Source organism: Psychrobacter sp. AOP7-A1-24 (assembly GCF_052376235.1).
In the GTDB taxonomy this organism is placed as follows: Bacteria; Pseudomonadota; Gammaproteobacteria; order Pseudomonadales; family Moraxellaceae; genus Psychrobacter.
In genome coordinates this window covers 58387-79102 of the sequence record NZ_JBQSVM010000013.1, presented here as the reverse complement: position 1 = coordinate 79102, position 20716 = coordinate 58387, and the positions used below count along the sequence as shown (strand labels likewise).

18 protein-coding genes are annotated in these 20716 nt (G+C 42.3%); 11 read left to right on the top strand and 7 right to left on the bottom strand.

What is annotated here, in order from left to right:
- The 5 genes from ACT3QQ_RS06570 to ppc all read left to right on the top strand — a co-directional run.
- A partial coding sequence (locus ACT3QQ_RS06570) for an NAD(P)/FAD-dependent oxidoreductase (protein ID WP_444527375.1) occupies positions 1 to 331 on the top strand: 331 nt, incomplete at its 5' end.
- 100 nt (positions 332 to 431) lie between these two features.
- Positions 432 to 1295, top strand: coding sequence for a 4-hydroxy-tetrahydrodipicolinate synthase (gene dapA, locus ACT3QQ_RS06565; protein WP_444527374.1), 864 nt, complete (start codon positions 432 to 434; stop codon positions 1293 to 1295).
- Positions 1296 to 1347: 52 nt separating this feature from the next.
- Positions 1348 to 2835, top strand: a complete 1488-nt coding sequence (locus ACT3QQ_RS06560) for an aldehyde dehydrogenase (RefSeq protein WP_444527373.1) — start codon at positions 1348 to 1350, stop codon at positions 2833 to 2835.
- Between the two features lie 67 nt (positions 2836 to 2902).
- Positions 2903 to 4360 carry an alanine/glycine:cation symporter family protein gene (locus tag ACT3QQ_RS06555; protein WP_444527372.1) on the top strand — a complete coding sequence of 486 codons (1458 nt, stop codon included), beginning with the start codon at positions 2903 to 2905 and terminating at the stop codon, positions 4358 to 4360.
- 161 nt (positions 4361 to 4521) lie between these two features.
- The gene (ppc, locus tag ACT3QQ_RS06550) at positions 4522 to 7296 is read left to right on the top strand and encodes a phosphoenolpyruvate carboxylase (RefSeq protein WP_444527371.1); all 2775 of its coding nucleotides are present in this window, start codon (positions 4522 to 4524) and stop codon (positions 7294 to 7296) included.
- Between the two features lie 180 nt (positions 7297 to 7476).
- Here the strand turns inward: ppc and ACT3QQ_RS06545 are convergent, their stop codons facing one another.
- The 3 genes from ACT3QQ_RS06545 to ACT3QQ_RS06535 form a co-directional block, all read right to left on the bottom strand.
- Positions 7477 to 7632 carry a hypothetical protein gene (locus tag ACT3QQ_RS06545; protein ID WP_444527370.1) on the bottom strand — a complete coding sequence of 52 codons (156 nt, stop codon included), beginning with the start codon at positions 7630 to 7632 and terminating at the stop codon, positions 7477 to 7479.
- Positions 7633 to 7755: 123 nt separating this feature from the next.
- Positions 7756 to 8379: a DUF411 domain-containing protein gene (locus ACT3QQ_RS06540; protein WP_444527369.1), complete on the bottom strand. Its 624-nt coding sequence runs from the start codon at positions 8377 to 8379 to the stop codon at positions 7756 to 7758.
- 121 nt (positions 8380 to 8500) lie between these two features.
- Positions 8501 to 8719, bottom strand: a complete 219-nt coding sequence (locus tag ACT3QQ_RS06535) for a hypothetical protein (RefSeq protein WP_444522543.1) — start codon at positions 8717 to 8719, stop codon at positions 8501 to 8503.
- 250 nt (positions 8720 to 8969) lie between these two features.
- On the opposite strand from ACT3QQ_RS06535, the gene ACT3QQ_RS06530 reads away from it, so the two are divergent.
- From ACT3QQ_RS06530 to ACT3QQ_RS06520, 3 genes are all read left to right on the top strand, one after another.
- The gene (locus tag ACT3QQ_RS06530) at positions 8970 to 9668 is read left to right on the top strand and encodes a heavy metal response regulator transcription factor (protein ID WP_444522542.1); all 699 of its coding nucleotides are present in this window, start codon (positions 8970 to 8972) and stop codon (positions 9666 to 9668) included.
- 1 nt (position 9669) lies between these two features.
- Positions 9670 to 11172, top strand: coding sequence for an ATP-binding protein (locus tag ACT3QQ_RS06525; protein WP_444527368.1), 1503 nt, complete (start codon positions 9670 to 9672; stop codon positions 11170 to 11172).
- Positions 11173 to 11356: 184 nt separating this feature from the next.
- Positions 11357 to 12523 (top strand): TauD/TfdA family dioxygenase, encoded by a 1167-nt coding sequence (locus ACT3QQ_RS06520; RefSeq protein ID WP_444522540.1) that lies wholly within the window; start codon positions 11357 to 11359, stop codon positions 12521 to 12523.
- Positions 12524 to 12636: 113 nt separating this feature from the next.
- Here ACT3QQ_RS06520 and ACT3QQ_RS06515 read toward each other — a convergent pair whose 3' ends face one another.
- Complete coding sequence (locus ACT3QQ_RS06515) at positions 12637 to 13776, bottom strand: MFS transporter (protein WP_444522539.1); 1140 nt, start codon at positions 13774 to 13776, stop codon at positions 12637 to 12639.
- A 92-nt stretch (positions 13777 to 13868) separates the two neighbouring features.
- The gene (locus ACT3QQ_RS06510) at positions 13869 to 15065 is read right to left on the bottom strand and encodes an MFS transporter (RefSeq protein ID WP_444522538.1); all 1197 of its coding nucleotides are present in this window, start codon (positions 15063 to 15065) and stop codon (positions 13869 to 13871) included.
- A gap of 159 nt (positions 15066 to 15224) precedes the next feature.
- On the opposite strand from ACT3QQ_RS06510, the gene ACT3QQ_RS06505 reads away from it, so the two are divergent.
- The gene (locus tag ACT3QQ_RS06505) at positions 15225 to 16136 is read left to right on the top strand and encodes a LysR family transcriptional regulator (protein WP_444522537.1); all 912 of its coding nucleotides are present in this window, start codon (positions 15225 to 15227) and stop codon (positions 16134 to 16136) included.
- 97 nt (positions 16137 to 16233) lie between these two features.
- Here ACT3QQ_RS06505 and ACT3QQ_RS06500 read toward each other — a convergent pair whose 3' ends face one another.
- Positions 16234 to 16686: a hypothetical protein gene (locus ACT3QQ_RS06500; protein ID WP_444522536.1), complete on the bottom strand. Its 453-nt coding sequence runs from the start codon at positions 16684 to 16686 to the stop codon at positions 16234 to 16236.
- Between the two features lie 162 nt (positions 16687 to 16848).
- On the bottom strand, positions 16849 to 17832 hold the full coding sequence (locus ACT3QQ_RS06495; protein WP_444527367.1) for a hypothetical protein: 984 nt from the start codon (positions 17830 to 17832) through the stop codon (positions 16849 to 16851).
- A gap of 247 nt (positions 17833 to 18079) precedes the next feature.
- Between ACT3QQ_RS06495 and ACT3QQ_RS06490 the strand changes: the two genes are divergently transcribed.
- Both ACT3QQ_RS06490 and ACT3QQ_RS06485 read left to right on the top strand, forming a co-directional pair.
- On the top strand, positions 18080 to 19090 hold the full coding sequence (locus ACT3QQ_RS06490; RefSeq protein WP_444522534.1) for a LysR family transcriptional regulator: 1011 nt from the start codon (positions 18080 to 18082) through the stop codon (positions 19088 to 19090).
- 284 nt (positions 19091 to 19374) lie between these two features.
- Positions 19375 to 20661 carry an NRAMP family divalent metal transporter gene (locus ACT3QQ_RS06485; protein ID WP_444527366.1) on the top strand — a complete coding sequence of 429 codons (1287 nt, stop codon included), beginning with the start codon at positions 19375 to 19377 and terminating at the stop codon, positions 20659 to 20661.
- Positions 20662 to 20716: the final 55 nt, after the last annotated feature.

Here is a 20716-nt window from a genome sequence, read left to right as displayed (position 1 = left end):
GGCTGGCACTGTTGAGTATGCAGGACTTGAGGCGCCAGCAAACATGAACCGTGCGAATATGCTGTTGAAACAAGCTCAAGCAATGCTAAAGACCCCACTAGATAGTAATAGTAATACGCAATGGATGGGGTTTAGACCTTCTACAGCAGACTCACTACCCATCATAGATAGACGTAATTCAGTCTTTTTAAACTTTGGTCATCAGCATCTAGGTCTGACCCAAGCTGTGGTAAGCGCACAGATAATTGCGGCTTTATATTTTGGCGATACTGCCATGGTAGATCCTACTGCCTATCGTCTAAACCGCTTCAAACGTAAATCTTTTAAATAATACTCGAACATCTTATCTCTATGACAACTTATAGAGCCAACAACGTCGCTAACAGCTCATGGCTTACTAACGGCTTTTACTTCCAAATAAGGATATTTATATGAACATTCATGGCGTTTTAGTCCCTATCGTTACTCCTTTCGATATTAATGGAGATATCGATACTCAAAAATTGACCGAACTGGTCAATGTATTCATAGAAAAAGGCGTTACTGGAATCGTAGCGTGCGGTACAACAGGTGAATACTACACTTTCTCGCCTGCAGAGCGTGAACTGGTTTTGACCACTATCGCTGACGCTGCCAAAGGCAAAGTCACTCTGATTGCAGGTGTCAACAGTTTATCGACCAATCATTCTATCGAACTTGCTCACCAAGCCAAAAACTTGGGCTACGACGGCTTAATGTTATCAGCCAATCCGTATAGTCTACCAGACCAAGACGGTATTATTGCGCATTTTGAAACCGTCGCTGATGCCACTGACCTACCTATCATTATGTACAACTTTCCAGCACGCGTCGGTGTAAGCATTGAATTTGAAACCGTTGCGCATTTATCTGAGCATCCCAATATTGTAGGTGTCAAAGAAAGCAGTGGCGATTTTAGCCATGCATTACGTATGCTACAGGCTGATTTTGAAAACTTTGAAGTGGTTTGTGGTTGTGACGACCAACCAGTAGATTTCTTCTTTTGGGGTGCTAAGAGCTGGATCGCTGGTGCGGCTAACGTATTTCCAGCAGAACAAGTCGCACTGTTTGAAGCCACACAAAAAGGTAATTGGAACCGTGCTAAAGAGCTGATGACAGCTATGTATCCGGCTATCCACTCTATGGAGTCTGGAAACTATAACCAAAAAGCCAAAGCAGGCTGCATTAACGGGAGCATCAACATTGGGTCAGTACGACTACCTTTGACTGATATGTCAAAGGAAGAGACTCAGTCATTTTTAGCACTTCTGTCTTGATACATCGCACCATTCTTATCGTTCCTACCATTGTATAGAAAAGGACAATCTAATGAGTATGACCACAGCGCAAGTCTTTGAACTCGCCAGCAACCAACAGCTTTGGGCAGGCCATTTAATAGATACCACAGCATCAGTATCTGAGACAACACTCCCCAACTACAGCCCTATTGATAATACCTGCATAGGTAGTATTGCTAGTGGAAGTCGGCAAGATGTTAATACGGCGGTCGCGGCAGCCCGAGACGCTTTTGAACATGGTGAGTGGCGACGGATGTCTCCTGCAGAGCGCAAAGCTATCATGCAGCGCTGGTGTCAGTTAATGCATGAGCATATAGATGAGTTAGCTGCCTTAGATTGCGTCGATGCAGGCAAGCCTATTACAGAATGCCTCAACACTGACCTGCCCGCTACGATTGAAACCTTTGAATGGTACGCCGAAACTGCTGATAAAGTTTTTGGCAAGGTTGCTCCGACTGGTGCTGATGCGCTAGGCCTTGTGGTACAAGAGCCCATTGGTGTAGTGGGTACAGTACTACCATGGAATTTCCCAGCACAAATGTATGCATGGAAAGTTGCACCCGCATTAATAACTGGCAACTCAGTCATTGTTAAACCTGCTGAATTGACCTCACTCTCAGCATATCGATTAACACAATTGGCGTACGAGGCTGGCGTGCCAAAAGCGGCGTTGCAGTTAGTTTGCGGACTTGGTGAAGAAGTGGGTGCAGCACTCGGTCAACATATGGATGTTGATATGGTTTCTTTTACAGGATCAACCGAAGTCGGTCGACTGTTTCTACAGTACTCTGCACAAAGCAACCTTAAGGAAGTCGTCTTAGAGTGTGGTGGTAAAAGCCCTCAAATCGTCTTTGCGGATGCCATTATTAATCAACAAACCATCGAGCATATTTTATCCGCTGCCTTTTGGAATATGAGCGAAAACTGTAGCTGTGGTTCACGTTTACTTGTCCACTCTAGCCAAAAAGAAGCGTTGTTAACGCTATTAAAAGAAGGTCTTCAGTCTTGGAAGGTTGGTCATCCTTACGATCCCGAGGTCGCTATTGGGCCAATGATCGAAAAAGCGCATTTTGAGAAAGTAATATCGCATCTCAATACTGCCAAAGCTGAGGGTGCTCGTTTGATCGCAGGTGGACGTATCCACGATGAACTCGGTAGTGGCTGGTATATTGAGCCTACCATCTTTGATAATGTCAGCCCAGACATAACACTGTTTAAAGAAGAGGTTTTTGGCCCGATTTTAGCGGTCACAAGTTTTGAAACCGAAGCGGAAGCTATTGAACTTGCTAATCAGAGTGACTATGGGCTTGCTGCTTCCTTTTATACACAAAATATCCATCGAGCCTTCCGTGTGGCGTCCGCTATTAAAGCTGGTACCGTCTCGATTAATGGTTTCTCTGAGGGCGATATTACGACACCTTTCGGTGGTTATAAACAATCTGGCTTCGGTGGTCGCGACAATGGCTTAGAGGCCTTATCACAGTATACCCAAACCAAAACTGTCTGGTTGGTGAACTAAAAACTGATATTGTCCACTATCCACACCCAAGTCAGCATAACCGAAAACATTACAAGGACGTAAAGTTATGGAAAATATCATCAATACTATCGTCGGGTATATTTGGAGTGATGCCCTAGTTTATCTTGCGTTAGGTGTCGGCATCTACTTTACGATTATGACTCGTGCCGTACAAATCCGTTATTTCAAAGAAATGATCAAGCTGTTGTTCGATAAACAAAGCTCATCAGCAGGGATCAGCTCCTTCCAAGCTTTCTGTATGGCGCTATCAGGACGTATTGGTGTGGGTAATATTGCTGGAGTTGCAACAGCCATTGCAGCAGGTGGCCCTGGGGCGGTATTTTGGATGATTTTCATGGGTGTGTTAGGGGGTGCTAGCGCTTTTATTGAGTCTACCTTAGCGCAGGTATACAAACATAAGGTCGGTGATCAATATCGTGGCGGCTCGCCGTTTTATATTGAAAGAGGATTAAAGCTAAAACCTTTTGCTATCATCGTCGCTATCGTGACCTGTCTATCTTACGGCGTATTAGTGCCTGGTGTACAGGCCAATACCATTGCGGACTCTTTTAATACCGCATTTAATATACCGCCCGTTGTAACAGGTGTTGTCCTTGTCGTACTCTTAGGCATCATTATATTTGGCGGTGTGAAGCGTATTGCTAATTTTGCAGGAAAAGTCGTCCCTGTCATGGCAATTGGTTATATCCTCATGATGGTGATTGTATTGGCATTTAACGCTCAAAATATCCCTGCAATGTTTGCACTTATCTTTAAGAGCGCCTTTGGCATGGATGCAGTGTTTGGCGGTATGGTTGGAACCGCAATCTCTTGGGGCGTCCGCCGTGCTGTTTTCTCAAATGTTGCAGGTGCTGGCGAGGCGACCTTTAGCTCAGCGGCAGCAGAAGTATCACATCCTGCTAAACAAGGCTTAGTGCAAAGCTTTTCTATATACATCGATACGGTGCTTGTATGTACTGCAACGGCGCTGATGATCCTATCAACTGGCATGTATAACGTGGTGACCCCTGAAGGTGTAACCCTAGTTGGTAATATGCCTGGTGTTGAAGCTGGCACGGCGTTTACCCAAGCGGCTGTATCTACAGTCTTTAACCAGTATGGAAGTGGGTTTGTTGCGATTGCTATCTTCTTATTCGCCTTTACCTGTTTGGTTGCTTATTACTATATTGCCGAAACTACGTTGGTCTATTTGGATAATAAACTGCGCTACCCCATTCTCAAACATGTACTCAAACTGGTATTTTTAATCGTTTGTTTTACTGGTAGTGTCCAGTCGATCGGTATGATGTGGGCGTTAGGTGATATAGGGTTTGGCAGTATGTGCTACTTAAATTTCATTGCTATTTTACTTCTAAGTAAAGTTGCTCTAAAAGTTCTAAAAGACTACGACGAGCAGATGGAATTAGGCATCAATCCTGTCTTTGACCCTAGAAAGGCTGGAGTAGATAATGCGGACTTTTGGATAGACTATAGCAATGAGCATGGTCAGAATAAATCACTCTAATAGTAGTGCATCAGAGGTCTGCCAGTATCTACTAGCAAAAAAAATTGCTATCAACATCAAGCAGGCCTCACCTATTTATGTTAAATTGCAAAAAACTATAAGGATATTACGTATAAGATAGCCATAGTATTGTATTCATTCATTTGATAGGAAGGTTGAAGATGACACTAGATAACAACGTACTACGTAAACGCACCAGCTTGTTAGGTTCATTGCTAGGCGATGCTATTTCTCGCCAATCTGGTGAGCAAACGCTAGATACGATTGAGACGCTGCGCAAAGGCTTTATTCAGCAGCGACGTGAGCCAAATGAGGCACATAAACAGCAGCTGATCGATTTTATTGCTTCTTTAGACAATCAAACCTTAAAAAACGTTATACGTGGCTTCTCTATCTATTTCTTCCTTGCTAATTTAAGCGAAGAGAACTATTTGCGTGAACAACGCCAAGCCCAACGTCTTCAATCAGAACACAGCTGGGAAGGCTCGTTTCGCCGTACGCTACTCGAATGTCGTGAGCGCAATATTGAACCTGCACAAATGCAAGAACTAATCGATCAACTGAAATTCATGCCTGTGTTCACCGCGCACCCTACCGAAGCGCGTCGCCGTACAACGATGAATATATTACAAAGTCTATTCACACACAGTGATGCGTTAAATAATCTAACTGAAAACAGTTTTGCCTACGAGCAAGCCAAAGAGCAAACGGCGCAAACGATTGATCTATTATGGTCGTCTGACGAAGTGCGCACCCGTAAGCCACTGGTTTATGATGAAATCAATAACGGACTGCATTATTTTAATGCCAGTTTATTTAGTGCTATTCCTAAGGTCTATCGTAATATCAAAAAAGCCATTATCGACATTTACCCAGAACTAACTGACTATCCACTGCCTGCATTTATCAGCTTTGGCTCATGGATCGGTGGTGACCGAGATGGCAACCCATTTGTGACTTTTGAAACCACAGAACGCGCCGTATTGATGCATGCTGATACGGTACTGCGTCATTATCAAGTATTGCTCAAAAAACTGCGCCGTCAGCTTATCCATAGCGATACGATTGTGACCATCCAACCTGAGGTCTACGCCAAAATTGAGAGCTATGGCGAACTTGATAAGCGAGTATTTGATTACAATCCCAATGATTATAGCAATGAGCCTTATCGTCGATTGATCTCTATCATCCTGACCAAAGTTAAAGCCACCAATCGCCGTATCCAAAGCCAAGGTACAGATGTCGAGGCAGAAAAGGACGCTTACCGCAACCCAGAAGAGCTATTAGAAGACCTGCGCATTATTCGTCAAAGCGCAAATACACACGATACCGCACATGCAGAAGGATTATTGTTAGATGTGATTCGTTTGGTTAAGACCTGTGGTTTTCATTTGGCGGCGCTCGATATCCGTCAAGAGTCGTCTTATCATAGCGAAGTGATTGGCGATATCTTTGCCAGTGCCTCCAACCTACCTGATTATCAAACGCTCAGTGAAACAGAACGCCAAGAGTGGCTCACACGCTTGCTCGAAAAACCCGGCACGCCGCTTATCTATACCGACAATCTGGGTGACAAAACACGCGAACAGTTAGCGCTGATGAACTCTGTGGCGACATTACGTAAATTGGTCGGGCCAGACACCTTTGGTAGTTATGTCATCTCGATGACCAATAATGCCAGTCAACTGCTAGAAGTCTTACTACTAATGCGCTTTGCAGGCTTGTGTACCGTTGACGCTGATGGTCAACTGTCTGCTGACCTACCCGTCGCACCCTTGTTTGAAACCATCGAAGATCTTAAAAACATCGATCAAATATTACCTGCCGTGTTAGACAATCCTCTATATCGTGGATTACTAAAGAACACCGATAACACACAAGAGATCATGCTGGGTTATTCAGATTCATCGAAAGATGGTGGTATTATTACCTCAGCATGGCAGCTTTATAGTGCGCAGCAAACCATTAACAACATTGCTGAGCAATATGGCATCAAAACACGACTGTTCCATGGTCGCGGTGGCTCTGTGAGCCGTGGTGGTGGCTCAACGCACAAGGCGATTGCTGCTCAGCCCGCCGGCACGCTGCATGGTCAGGTTAAAGTGACCGAACAAGGTGAAGTGCTATATGCCAAATATGCCAATACCGACACCGCTGTATTTGAGCTCACCATGGGTATCACAGGGACACTCAAAGCCTGCTCGTCAAGATTTGTGGTACAACCGACTGAGTTACCAGATTATGAAGCACTATTTGCACGCTTAGCAGATGATGGTGAGCAGCGTTATCGCGAGCTGACTGATCATACTGAAGGGTTTTATAAATTCTACTCACAAGTGACGCCAGTACAAGAGATTTCTTTATTGAATATTGGCTCACGCCCTGCCCACCGTAAAAAAGGCCTGCCAAGTAAGACCACATTACGCGCGATTCCTTGGGTGTTTGGTTGGTCGCTGGCACGCTTTACCCTACCAGCTTGGTATGGTGTCGGCAGTGCATTGCATAGCGTCAAAAAAGACGAAGCGTTGATGAAAGAGATGAGTGCTAAATGGCCGTTCTTTAGCGTGTTTATGAGTAATATCGAGATGGCCTTTACCAAAGCCAATATGAATATTGCCGAGGCCTACAGCCAGTTGTGTGATGATGAGCCGCTGCGTCAACAAATTATGACAGCGGTTACGGATGAATACGCACTGACCAATTCAGGTCTAAACTCGCTGCTGGAGCAAGACTCTTTATTGTCTAGCCAAGAGAACTTGGCGGCATCTCTTCAGTGGCGTGACGCTTATCTAGACCCGATTAACTATATACAGATTGAGCTGTTAAAGCGTGCTAGACAAGCAGAGGGCTCAGGTGACAGTGAAAACCTACAAGTCGAAGACCCATTAATCCGTAGTATTAATGCGCTGGCAGCGGGTCTGCGTAATACAGGTTAATGACTTGCTACTAAATATAATTATTCTATAAATAAGGCGGGCAAAATAATATTGCCCGCCTTATTTGATTTTTGATTGTGCTCAATGTAGTTATTCATAGCATCTAAGACAGTGCTTTAAATAATACTAATCATTATTTTCATACATGCGATAGTGAGTAACACGGCAATCAGTAGTTGTTTATTGAAAAGTTTTCGTAGGTTGGCGTAAGTGTTTTATAAGAGCAAATATCGTTAATAAAAGTACGATAAAAAACAATAATGCAAATAGCATACACGCCATCATTCCGCCCATACCTTGCATCATTGCTCCATCCATAATACTACTGTTCATCATAATAAGTCTCCGTAAGTCAAAATGAGTGCTATTTCTATCTTATTCGATATTCGAATGCATCATCTTAAGTATATTTTTGTGTTGCTATTGGCTTTCAGCACACTTCAAACGCATATATTCAGGCTACAGTTGCTGCTGAGGTGACTCGATGTTGGCATACACTTCTGTCGTACCATCTTTGTTCATTTGCATCACTTGATACGGCTCAAACTGATTTCCCTGCTCCATACCAGGACTACCTACTGGCATTCCAGGTACAGCAAGACCCATTGCCTGTTTAGGCGGATTCGCTAAAAACTGTGATATATGTTTTGCTGGTACGTGGCCTTCAAACACATAACCATCTGTAGTGACTGCAGTATGACAAGTACGCATCTGCTGTGGAACATCATAGCGGTCTTTAAACAAAGACAAATCATCAGGATGCTGCACAGTTGCCCGCAGACCATGCTCTTTTGTATTGGCTATCCATTGTTCGCAGCATCCACAGTTTTTTGTTGTGTACACAGTCGCTGAGACATTTTTGAGTAGTGTGGACGACTCTGTTTGAGAAAGCATCACTGGCTTTGTTTCACTTATTTGTGCAGATTTCGAACCAACAGTTGCTGATTTTTCAGTCTGTACTGTTTGATCAACATCTGATTCTGGCTGGCTACAGGCAAAAAGCAGTGAGGTCAGCGATAGCAAACAAACATGGTTAAACATTTTACGGCCTTTGTGCCCATACATAGTACTGCTTCGCGTCATAAATTCACCTATAGGTATTGTCATTGTCATTGTCATACTGATATTCACTAAGTAGCACTTGCTTGGTGCTAAGTTCTATTGCTATTGCGGCAATCGAGTAACGATCGATAGCTAATACGTTTTATTGTTCGCTATCATTCTTCTCACAACACTTATCATCCATGGCTTTCATCTTATCCATCATTTTTATCATAGCAGGATCTTTCATATTCATGTCTTTATCCATTTTTGCACAGCATGTTTTGTCTTTTTCGGTATGCATATTTGGCTCGTTTGCCAGTGCTACAGTTGATATGGTCAAAGCAATGCCGGTAGCGATGATTGATTTTAGTGACAACATAATTCATTCCTATTTTTTGATAGTCAAAGATAAGTGATTTGACTAGTGATTTGACTGATGCTTAAGCTTATTAAATCAGCATGAATCATACGTTGTTGATTCTGACTAGTAGATGACACCAACATGACAATTTTGTCATGTTGGTGTCATCTGGTCTTAATGCGTTACACTGACCTCGACCTCATAGAGAAGCATAGTGTCATACAAACGTAATGTGTTAAAAACACAACCCATTCGAAATAGAGAACATATGAAAGTACTATTGGTTGAAGATGAAGCGAAGCTTGGGGAATACATCAAAAAAGGATTGACCGAAGCGGGTTTTATTGTGGATCACTATATGACTGGTTTAGACGGTCATCATGCATTAATGACCGGCGATTTTAGCGTCATCTTGATGGATGTAATGTTACCGGACGTTAGTGGTTTTGAATTGATCCGCAATTATAGAGCAGCTGGAAGACACACGCCTGTACTATTTTTGACCGCAAAAGATGGCTTGAGCGACAAAATTAAAGGAATTGAAATTGGTGGCGACGATTATTTGACCAAACCTTTTGCTTTCGCTGAGTTGATTGTAAGAATGAAAAGCTTGCTGCGCCGCGCTGCTCAATCAGATTATAAAAACACCCTGATACAAATAGCAGATCTAAAAATGGATCTCTCAAAGCGAACGGTTCATCGAGGCCAGACCATGATTAAGCTTACTGCTAAAGAATTTGCTTTGCTACAGCTTTTTTTAGAGCACCGTGGCGAGGTACTGCCTCGATCTGTTATTGCTTCTCGCGTATGGGATATGAATTTTGACAGCGATACCAATGTCATTGATGTTGCCGTTCGTCGTTTGCGCTTAAAAATTGATGATGAATTTGACACCAAATTGATTCATACCATACGAGGCATGGGGTATAAATTAGAGATGCTAGACACAATTGCTGAGCACTCGTAGCATGAAAAACATACTTAAAAGCAAACGCCTACCCTTGCTTTGGCGTACTATTTTTTTACTCACGATATTTGTCGTTATCTCTCAAGTGGTCATCTACATATGGGTTCAGCGTTCTGTTAGTGATCATTTTGATCAAATGGACACAGAGATGTTGACTCATGCAGCATTTAACCTGCGCAAGCGTGTGAACACCTTTGATAAACAAGCAACGTTATCCAATGTGTTGACGTTATCTTCACCAGCAGATACAGATTACCTCAACGCTTCTTGGCTCGATTACGATCTAAAAACTCTTGTATTTGATAAAAATGGCGTACTACTCTCGAGTGCTCCTAGTAGCTTTGTAAGTTTTTTACCAAAAGACTTCAATATATTGCCATTATGGACAACGCACGGTGAGCAGCAGTTCTCACTGACGTTGAAAGCTAGGAACTACCGTGTCTTAATTATTGAGAACAATCAAACTTTGGCACTTATCGCTTTGCCTACCGATGTTCATCGGCAATACCTGCTACATTTCAATCGTCAATTAAGTGTTATTTTAGCGATCATCACACTACTACTCGTATCAGTTGCCGCCATGAGCGTATATTGGGGTTTTGCGCCTTTATCTACCATTATGCGAAAAATGAAAGATATTAATCCTGAACACTTGGATGAGAGAGTGGTTGTTAAAAATATGCCAAGCGAGCTGCGACCATTGGCGAAATCTTATAATCTAATGATGGAGACACTTGAGAGCAATTTTGAATCATTGTCCCGTTTTTCAGATAACATCGCCCATGAATTACGCACCCCGATCGCCACGCTTAGCACTCATACTCAAGTCATGTTAAGCAAAGACAGAGAGCGTCGTGAGTACATAGAACAGCTACACTGTCAGCATGACACCCTCAAACAGATGTCTACGCTCATCAATAATATGCTACTACTGGCAAAAACCAAAAAAGGTCTATCCAACTCACAACTCCACCATATTGATACTGAGTCTATGCTAAACAAACTGCTCTCATACTATGAGCTAATAGCTGAAGACCGTGGTGTTTTTTTGGAAAAAGTAGGACATTTTCCTGCCGTACTGGGAGATGGCAGTTTGTTGCAAAGGCTGTTTTCTAACCTGATATCAAATGCTATTTATTATGCAGCGAGTGACAGCACCATATCAATTGAGGCTTTAGTCCCTGAAGCGGCCATATCGACTCATATTACTAGGCGTACTAACCTACAGAATTCATCGCTTTCTGTATTGAACCATCCTGTCTTTACACTCATGATAACTAACCTCTTAGATGAACCAATGACTCAAGCAGAAGCAGACAAACTGTTTGAGCGTTTTTATCGACATCATAAGGTAGATAGTATGCAGTCAGGATCAGGTTTGGGGTTGTCGATTGCGCAAACTATTGCACATGCTCATAAAGGTAGCATCAGTATTACAATCAAAGAGGACTACTACTTTCAGGTCAGTATTGAGCTATTAATAGATCAAGGCGAAGGCGTATGAACACTATATTGCCAAAATACGGTTGTTAGTTGGACGCTTTATAATGAGATAAGCCGCATTTCACTTAGTACTTCTTACCTAATGTTTCTTATTGGGTGATTGATAATTCATTGTTTGAATAAGTAATTTGAGCAGGATGCCGTAAAATATAGGTTTACTTCATGTATGTTTATGGCCTACTTCAATGGAAATGTCCCAATTAAAACCCTCTCTAGACGTATTAGTAGCAGATGACTATCAAATAGAATCGGTGACGCTCATTGAGCGTGCTATTCAAATACGCTGGAGTGATGGTATCGACAGCACTTACCACTATATCTGGCTGCGCGACAACTGTCCTTCGGCTTTTCATCCTCAAACTGGCGAGCGTAGTTTTGATTTACTGAGCGTCTCAAAAGACATCCATCCACTATCCGTCTTGTTTGATAAGACCACGCTGACAATTGAGTGGTCAGAACAAAAGCATACCAGCCACTTTGAGCAAAGCTGGTTACGTGAGTTTGGGTATTCTAGTACATTGGCCAAGGATCATAGCAGTTCTTATGAAAGCTGGGATGGCACGTTTGTTGATCATATTCCGAGGTACGATCAACCAGACATCATGACCAGCGACAGCGCTTTATACGACTGGATGAATGCGTTGGATAAATATGGGCTTACTATCATTGATAATATGCCAGATGACTCTGATGCTGGCGTACGGACAGCCATGCGAGTTGATTATCTGCGTCAGACTAACTTTGGTATGACATTCGATGTGATATCAGAAAAATCGCCGATCAATTTGGCTTATACTTCGCTCTCATTGCCTCTACATACTGACTTGCCAAATCAAGAGCTACCGCCAGGCTATCAATTCTTGCATTTTTTAAGCAATGAAAGCATAGGCGGTGAGTCTACTTTCGTAGATGGGCTAAAGGTACTAGAAGAGTTACGACAAGATCAGCCTGAGTATTTTCGCTTACTTGCCGAATATGCCATTCCCTTTCGCTTTCATGACACTGCCCATGATATTCGTGAGCACCACTCCGTCATCAATCTAGACAACTTTGGCAATATTGTCGAAATCAAATACAACGCACATCTTGCAGATATTTTTGATTTGCCAAGCGAGATTATGTACGACTACTATCTTGCCTATCGAGAGTTGATGGCTCGTTTAAAAGACAGCCGCTATAAGATTGAGTTAAAACTGACAGCAGGTCAAATGGTAGTTTTTGATAATCGCCGAGTCTTACATGGGCGTAACGCATTTGATGAAAATGTTGGAGAACGTCGTCTAAAAGGCTGTTATGTTGATAGATCAGAATTTAAAAGCCGCTTACGCACGCTCAAAAAGCAACTGGCTTAAAATAATCTGCAAGCCAACCGATGCTATGATACAAAGAACAGTAGCATCAGTGCTTGGCTCAGTGTCTATCAACGATGCTAAGATATTTCTCTTTTACAATTACAAGTACTAACTCAGGCAGTTCTGCCCCCTCTCATAAACAACACCCCACTAATAATGACGCTGCATACACTGCATAGAATAAACACATTGTGCGCGCCGCCCGGCATATACTCCATAAATGATGTGAAGAACTGACCCGAAAACACTGCCATCGTAAAATACGATAGATTACGGCCACGTACTTTGGCAGCGCTTAACTCTACCGTCATGTGGTTCAACAGCGGAATACTAAAGCCAAAGCCAATGCCGATTAACAGCGCACCTATTATTAATATCAAGGTACTGGCTTGCGTAAAGCAAACATACGACAATGCAAATGCTAAGAATGCCAGCGCCAGTACTTTGGGCTCATTCAACCATTTGATTATTTTGGGCATAAAACCTGCGGTAACCACCGCCACCAAAGAGATAAAGGCCAGCAGCTGACCGATTTGCGATTCGTTATAGCTAAGCTCAGTCATAGTGATGGGCAATAATACGGTTGACGTAAAAAATATAGTCATTGCTAAGGTTGAGATAAGATACACATTTTTTAGAGTCAGACCGCTAATAATGGTTTTGCTATCGTCTTTTACTATCTGTGCGTTCTCTGCTGTAGCTGCATGATTACGCGGTACGAACAGTAATAGCATGGCTAAGAACACCCACGCCACCAAATAAATTGATAGCGGTAATGCCCAAAACTGTGATGCAAGCAAGCCACCCAAAAACAAGAAAATGACCCCGCCAAGCTCAATGGACATGCCTTGTTTAGCAATCATTTTTAGGCGTGCCTCTCCCTGATACCACGTGGAGATGAGTACCGTGCAGCTCGCCATGACGACCGCCGTGATACCACCTAATAAAAACCGATTGCTAAACACCTGCGCCGGTCCATGTAAAAGATAAGCACTGGCACCTACAAGCCCGTACAAAGACAACCCGATGATCAAGAGTTTGTACGCGCCATATTTATCGATGAGCTTTCCTGCTAGTGGCGCAAACACCACCGCACCTAATGACGGTAAAGTGATTAGCAGCACACTGTTATCAGTAATACCCAAACCTGCCGAAATGCTAACCAAGCCAGGTGCTAGTAACGTGCCGACCATAATGGTCAAACTGGCAATACACAATAAGGTAAAACTGCCTGCGATTTTTAACTGGTTCATATATGTCCTTAGTCGATAAGAAATAATATCGATTTATCAATAATCTCGTACTAATCGATATCTATGTACTGATATAACTGTACTGATATCACTTATTTTTTGGCGAATGCATTGAATATGGCGCTGATGATGATAAAGACGATACTGACCACCACTACCCCTGGCCATTGGTACAAGGCAAATGCTTTGACACCTGCCATAGACCCTAATGCCCCACCTGTGTAGTAACCCAGCATATAGATACCGTTGATGCGGCTCTGAGCGGCGGGATCGATACTAAAGACCCGAACCTGATTGGCCACTTGCGCACTGAATACAGCAAAGTCGATTAAAATAATCCCGACAATTAGTGACACCAAATTACCTGCAAACAACCCTGTAATAGCAAAGCCTGTCGCTGCTAGTGTCAATGCCATCATCACTAGCGTTTTAGAGCCCAATTTATTGACCCATTTACCAGAAGACTTAGCCCCTATCACTCCTGCCAGCGCAATCACACCAAATAGTCCCGCCTGCTGCGCATTATAATTAAAAGGTGCTTCGCTGACATAAATCGCTAGCGTCGCCCACAGCACATTGAATGAGGCAAACCAAAATGCACCTGCCAAAGTAAATTTTTGCAGGGATTTATGTTTTACAAATAGTGATAAGCTACTTTTGATAAGTGGAAAGTAACGCAGCGTGGTATGCGGTGTATTGGTTGGCAAAAACACCCGCAGCAGTACCCCAAAGATAGCAGCAAACGCCGCAGACATCACAAACACACTGCGCCAACCGAACTGCTCTCCTACAAACCCACTTAAGGTTCTAGATAACAATATCCCAATGGTTAGTCCCATCATCAGCGTGCCAAGCGTTGTACCCTTGTTTTCAGGCGATACCATGGACGCAGCAAATGGAATGAGCTGCTGGGTAATATTGGCACTAACACCGATTAAAAATACGGATAGTAACAGTACAGGCAAACTTGGTGACACGGCAGCAAAACCGCATGCGGCCACCAATAAACAGGATAAGATACCAATCAAACGCCTACGCGCAATAGAATCGCCCAATGGTGAGATAAATAGCAAAGCAAACGCATAGCCAAACTGCGTCAATGCTGGAATACTACCCAGTTGCGCGTCGGTCAAATCAAACTCAGCACCAATGAGCGGTAAAATAGGCTGGTTGTAATATAAGTTCGCCGCCGTTGCCGCGATGGCAGCGGTCATTAACAGCAGGATAAATCGGCTTAATGATTGGCTCGACGACTGGCTTGATGGTTGGTTTAGTACAGGCTTATCCATTATTTTCTCAGCTTAATAAATCATGCCACCAGTATAGAGCTTAGCAATCAATAACAAAAATGATAGTATATGATTGAATCCATACAAATAATGTATAGATATAAAAGTTAAGACTGAGCGATGAGCTGATAAGACAAATTGACAAAAGGTATGGCTAATATGGATATAAAAACACTCAAAAGCTTTATGGCCGTAGCCAAGCACCAAAGCTTTTCAGAAGCAGCGCGTGAGCTATATACGGTACAACCTGCCATCAGTCGTCAGATTTCATCCTTAGAGACAGAGTTGGGTGTTGTGCTATTCAACCGTACTTCTCGTGAAGTGACTATCACGCCTGCTGGCGAGCAATTACTGAAAGACGGTGCTGTTATTTTAGCCTTAGCAGAACAAGCAAAGATACAAGTGAAGCGAGCACATGATGGACAAATAGGCACACTCAATATCGCGCATTTGAGCTCAGCTTGTTTGACCTTTATGACCACACTGGTACGCAGTTATAAAGAAAAATTTCCGCACGTACACGTCTCGTTGTTTGAGATGACGGTGACCGAACAGATAGAAGCGTTTAATAATGACCGTATCGACATTGGGTTTTCACGGCCATTACCGAGCGCCATTGCTGATGACTTTATCAGCCACAATATTTATATCGACAAATTAGTGGCGATTGTGAACCAAAGCCATGCTTTAGCCGATCGGCAAACCATTGATTTGGTGCAATTAAAAGACGAAAAGTTTGTTATTTTTAACCGCGATGAAGCGCTTGGTTTATTTGATGAAACCATCACGCTATGTAAGCAAGCTGGGTTTTCACCCAATATTATCAGCCAACCTAAGCACATGCAGACGTTGGTGACCGAAGTGGCAGCAGGACTGGGCGTGGCGATTGCACCCTATTGCGTACGTAAACTATATAGTGATGGCTGTCATTTTATGGCGTTAAACCATGTCAGCACACAGATTCCTGTGCATATTCAATATAAGCAAAATAACAACAGCGCGACGGTCGCTGCTTTTGTGGCAGTAGCATTGAGTGCGACAGATGATATACAGCAAAGCATGGCATGTTGAGAGCATAAAAAAACCCACTCCTCTAAAGTGAGAGGAATGGGGCTTAATTCGATTCATTTACTAACTCATACCTATCAATATAGTTTTGATGGCAACACTAATAACTAGATTCACGATATAAGGTTTTATGTGCTTCTACTCTAAAATCTTCAGTACTGATAGTCGTTGTCATATAATGTTTGTTGTATTTGGCTTGTATGATCTTTTCTTCCTCACGGAATAATACATTTTGCGCTTCTTGCTTAAAGTCATGATAGCTAATGGCAGCATCATTCTCATGATTGTCAGTAACTATAGTTTTTCTAGGTTGATTTTGGCTATCCGAATGCGGCTGTACAACCTGATGAGGACTAGCCTCTTTGGTGATGTTGCTCACTGTTAAACCATTATGGGTAGTCGACGCTTGAGATAGCGTGGAAGAGATACGGTTAGACATATAAAAAGCAGATATCAGAACAATACAGATCACACTGATAATAGTAAAAACAAGACTGCGTGGTCTGATGCTTTTTGGCTCAGTGTCGTTATTCACTTTTTCTGATTCATTCATAGTTACGTACCATCTAATTCAGATCATCAACGGTACACGACCGTATCCTTTACATAATGATACGTACTATCTGTTGTATTACAACATTTTTCAGTATGAACGTCTCTAATAGTTTGATAAACGGTTGTCTTACTGTCTAAAACGACTCAAAACGTCAAACCTTTAATCTTTGATTTCGCGATATAAGGTCGTCTGTGATTCTTGTCTGAAATCTTCATAAGTGATAGTCGCCTCCTCGGTAGCTATGGTAGTGTCGTCATCTTCTGGTGTAGAGCTCTGAGGGTTTAACTCTGACTCATTAGCGGTTGGCATGTCTTGCTTATTATCATCTGAAACATTTTGTTGGGTCGTAGTGGCTGATTGCGCACTTGCAGATCCAGCATCATTCATAGTGGTTTGACTGTCGGTAGATAGTATTGGCTCAGCTTTAACGGCTGGTGCACTCTCTATTGCTACGTTGTCATTAGTATTGTTATCTGTGTGAGCAACAGTAGAGGTCGATAGTATGCCCGAGAATACTAGCACTAATACAATAGCCACCAATATTATTAAACCAACCGCCATAATAATAATGGCTGGTTTAATAATTAGTTTCTTTTTTATCGCTTTATTTTTGATGTTTGGCGCTTCGACAATTGATTCAGACGTACCTTCAATATCTGAGGAGTCATCATCTGACCCAATATTTGTAGATTTACCATAATCAACCGCAGAAGCTAACTCTGCGTCGTTGTTGCCAGTTATATGTTCTGAGTATTTGGTATTTGCACTGACAGCATCTACACTACTATTGTCGCTATCATCATCTATGCTCAGCACATCATTTTCAGATAATACATCTATACCTGAGGCGTCAGAGGGAATATCTGTTATTGTGGTTTCTTCTGTTTCTAGCAGCAATTCTTGCTCACTGCTTTGATCTTCAAACAATTGCAACTCTTCTGTACTTAACGGTTCGAAAGCAGCAAGATTTTTTGAACTTTCTAATGCTTCAAAGTCAGGTTGATCGTTTTCTTCAGAGCCATGGACTCGATTGATAAAACGTTCATAGATATCATTGTTGTTACGCTTACGCGACTTTTGGTTAATGATCTTGGCCAGCTGACCCTCAAAATCAATGCCATCGCCTTCTTTTTCGTCGCTCATAGAACAATACCAAACCAGTTTTTTCTGCTGGTGTTAAATGACTGCTAAAATGAAAATTATTACTATGGTGTAACCGTATTATTGGCCATCAATATAATTGCTCAATCCTTTATCTTCAAGCACAATTTATGGGATAGCGCTAATATGAATAAGAACTATTCTAAATAATACGATAAATCAACTTTAAGAACTGAACTATTTTAAGAACTAATCTATGTATAGCATAGACTATGACAGGCTCAATAGTATGGATTTAAAACAGCTTAATGCATTTATTGCGGTCGCAGAATTACGCAGCTTTAGCACTGCCGCCACCAAGACAGGATTATCACAGCCAAGCTTGAGTCGCTTGTTGAAACAACTTGAGACTGACATGGGCGTGGTGCTGATTGATCGTTATAACAGACCGCTGAACCTAACTGAAGCAGGTAGTTTTTTTTACGATAAAATAAGCACCATACTGACCGAGATTGACACTGTAACTAGTATGACCCAGCGTCTATCAGCACCAAGTAATGTTTTAAATATAGGTTTTGTGCCATCAGTACTATACGGACTACTACCTGAAATCATTGCCACGCTTAAGCAGTTCAGCCCTGATATTGACGTTAATTTAAAAGACATCAGCTCATATCAACAAATGGACGCACTCAAGTCTGGTGAAATTGATATTGGCTTTGGACGTTTTGCCCATCGAGATCCATGGATTCAGCAAATCCTACTACGTCATGAGCGTTATGTGGTGGCATTGCCAAAGTCACATCCTCTAGCTCATATACGTAAGCAACGCCTGATAGACCTAGCAAACAATCGCTTAATTTTATACCATCAGACGCATCTACCAGTATCGTCAACGATGGCGGCAGCAAATAATAAGCTGTCCTCGAGTACAGAAAACCCTAATGCCACCCGTGAAGCATCATCTAGCGAGCCGATTACCGAACCATTATTACATCTGTTTGCGCAGTATGGCATCTCACCTTTTATGACTACGACAGTTAGTGATTTGCAAGTAGCATTAGGACTGGTCGCTGCAGGCGAGGGTATTACATTGGTGCCTGCCAGCTTGCAAACCGTACGTACAGAACAGATCAGCTACCAACGTTTGATTCATGAAAACGTTACCTCCCCTATCTACTTACATACCCTCAAAGACTTTGTCCATCCAAAAATACCGGACTTGCTAACGGCAATTTATCATGTCTACGAGCAGCGAGGTATCACTTATCGGCAGCAAAATTTTGTGTCACAAGCTTAAATGAGCAGATATCTGATGAATATTGTGTTATAAAGAACCGCCAAAAATAATTGATTTTAAATATTGATATTATTTTATAAGTATGCTAACCAATAAGAATGGTAATGCAAACAAATAGTAATAATAACTAGAATAATCATTCTCCTTATTAGTGCTGATATGCTAAAGTCGATTCAAGATGAATCGTTTTATTTTTATCGCTGTCTAAAGCGGTTCTCTACTGATCATTGGCAAGCTGACACAGGTAAGTGATAATTTGCCGTTTTAACCATTTCGAGGTATTCATGACCACACAACAACTCAACAACCCAGCTGCGCCTGACGATACCGTTGGCTCGCAACAAGAGGGTTTTAGCTGGCGAATCTTTGGCCCAGGTATTTTAATGGCAACTGCTGCCATCGGTGGTTCGCATCTGATTTCATCAACACAGGCGGGTGCTATCTATGGCTGGCAATTAGCCATTATGATCATCTTAGCCAATGTCTTTAAGTACCCTTTCTTTCGCTTTGGCACTGATTATGTCTATGATACTGGCGAAAGTTTAATTGCAGGTTATGCTAAACGCTCAAAAGCGTACCTGTGGGTTTACTTTGTTTTGTCTATCCTATCTGCGGTGATTAGCACAGGGGCAGTGACATTACTTGCCGCAGTGATACTAGGCTTTATGCTCCCAGACTCTATGGGGGTGTCGACGATGGCACTGTCCTTAATCATCGTAGCGGTCTCATGGTTCTTTTTGATCGCTGGTCACTATAAGTTGCTAGACGGTGTAACTAAGTGGATTATGATTGCCCTTGTCTCTGCCACCGTATTAGCGGTACTGATTGCTGCTGGCAAGCCAACGGTGATGACTCCTGACTTTATTCCTACTTCTCCTTGGAATTTAGCGACGTTAGGATTTATTGTGGCACTGATGGGCTGGATGCCTGCGCCGCTTGAATTTGCAGCTATTACTTCGATGTGGACATCTGCGAAGCGAAAAACCGATCATACTACTCATAAGCAAGGCTTACTTGATTTCAATGTGGGTTTTTTGATGTCTGCTATTTTAGCGTTATTCTTTTTATCTTTAGGTGTTTTCGTTCAGTATGGCTCTGGACAAGAAATCCAAACTGCTGGTGTTGCTTATATTGATCAGCTTATCAATATGTATACTGCCACTATCGGTGAATGGTCCAGACTACTGGTCGCTTTCGTCGCCTTTATGTGCATGTTTGGTACTACCATTACCTGTGCTGATGGTTATGGCCGTACCAATGCTGAATGTTGGCGTTTGCTCAAAGGTGGAAGCGAGATTAATAAAAAACAAATCGCTTTTTGGACAACTTACGCCATCGGTGGTGGTCTAGTGATTATTACTTTCTTCACGGGACAGTTAGGCGCTATGCTTAAGTTCGCTATGATATCAGCGTTTGTTTCAGCCCCTATTTTTGGTTGGTTGAATTATTCATTGGTCAAGAACCATCAAAAACTATCAGTAGGTATGAATATATATTCGATTGTAAGCTTATTATTCTTAGGCGGTGTTGCGTTATTATTTTTAGCCAATCTTGCTGGTCTATTTGCTTAGCTTTTACTTAATATAAGATTCAAAGCTTAATCACCCTACTCACTATTCAAACAGA